The organism is Shimia sp. MMG029 (assembly GCF_027947445.1).
Taxonomy (GTDB): domain Bacteria; phylum Pseudomonadota; class Alphaproteobacteria; order Rhodobacterales; family Rhodobacteraceae; genus Shimia.
Map to the genome: position 1 here is coordinate 1 of NZ_JAQJIM010000026.1, position 1,618 is coordinate 1,618.

Annotated in this window: 1 protein-coding gene; it reads right to left on the reverse strand. The window is 55.8% G+C overall.

Going from position 1 to position 1,618, the window contains the following annotated elements:
• Positions 1 to 29: 29 nt before the first annotated feature.
• Positions 30 to 1,583 (reverse strand): UxaA family hydrolase, encoded by a 1,554-nt coding sequence (locus tag PJL69_RS20215; protein ID WP_271311299.1) that lies wholly within the window; start codon positions 1,581 to 1,583, stop codon positions 30 to 32.
• Between the last annotated feature and the right edge of the window lie 35 nt (positions 1,584 to 1,618).

Below are 1,618 nucleotides of genomic sequence, written 5' to 3' on the forward strand. Positions count from 1 at the left end.
TCTTGCCCTCCCAAGCAGTCAGCGCGGCGTTACATCACCGCGCCAATTTGCCAGGGGACAAACTCGACCCCGCCAAAGCCAAGTTCCTCACTCTTCGTCCGCTCACCCGAAGCGATACGGATCAAAGTCTCAAACAGCTCTTCACCCTTGGCCTCGATGCTGATGCCATCGGTCACGATGTCCCCGCAGTTAAGATCCATGTCATCTGTCATGCGGGCGTACATTTCCGAATTGGTGGACAGCTTGATACAGGGTGTCGGCTGATATCCAGACACAGAGCCGCGCCCCGTCGTGAACACGATCAAGTTGGCGCCAGAAGCCACCTGCCCCGTCACGGAGCACGGGTCAAAACCGGGGCTATCCATAAAGACAAAGCCGTGTTTGTCGATGATCTCGCCAAATTGATAAACATCTCGCAACGGGGCCGTTCCGCCCTTTGCCACAGCCCCCAATGACTTTTCGAGTATTGTCGTCAGACCACCGCGCTTGTTGCCTGGGCTCGGATTGTTATCCATCTCGCCGCCGTTACGCTCGGTGTAGTCCTCCCACCAGCGCACACGTTCAATGAGCTTTTCGCCGACTTCAACGCTTTCCGCACGCCGGGTCAGAAGATGCTCAGCACCGTAAATCTCAGATGTTTCAGACAGAATGGTCGTCCCACCATGACGCACCAGCAGATCGGAGGCATAGCCTAGCGCAGGATTTGCAGTGATACCCGAATATCCATCTGAGCCGCCACATTGCATGCCCACAGTAATCTCGCTGATGGGCGCTGGCGCACGCGCGGCTTTGTTGGCCATCTCGGCAATCCCGCGCAGCTGCTCCAGCCCGCGTTCGACTGTCTTGCGCGTGCCACCTTCGTTCTGGATCGTCATGTAGCGCAATGCGCCATCTACACGAATGGGTTGACCGCCCACCAAATCGGCGACCTGCATCACTTCGCAGCCAAGACCAATCAACAGAATGCCGCCAAAGTTCGGATGCTGCGCATAGCCCGCCAAAGTGCGGAGCAACGTCGCATATCCCTCATTGTCGCTCGACATGCCGCAGCCTGTGCCATGCACAATCGGAACGACACCGTCCACATTCGGAAATTCTTCAAGCAGCCCAGATTTCTCCGCCGCTTCAGCAATAAAACGCGCAACCGAGCCGGAACAGTTCACAGTTGTCAGAATGCCGATGTAGTTGCGCGTGCCCACCTTGCCGTTGCTGCGATGATAGCCCTCAAACGTCCGGACATCAGAAATGCTCTGCAATGCGCAAGAGGTGCTGGCATGGGCATAGTCCTGCTGATGCGCACCCATTCCAAGATTGTGCACATGCACATGCTCACCCGGCGCAATGTCTGCTTTGGCTTGACCAATAATCTGTCCGTAGCGGATCACGTTTTCGCCCTGCGCGATTGGGGCAGTCGCTATTTTGTGCCCCTGAGGCACCACATCCACCAAAGGAACATCCAAGGCATCAAGCCGCTCGCACGCCGCAATTTCACGCAGCGCTATAACAACATTGTCAGATGGGCTGAGTCGCAGCACATCGCCGCGACAGCCTTTTGTTTCTTCGGTTTTTTGCGTTGCTTGCATCACATTCTCGCTTGCTTTGATTGTTTTGATATTTT

What these genes read in the sequence shown, in the direction of transcription:
- PJL69_RS20215 (WP_271311299.1), bottom strand. Translation starts at nt 1,583, where the DNA reads ATGCAAGCAACGCAAAAAACCGAAGAAACAAAAGGCTGTCGCGGCGAT.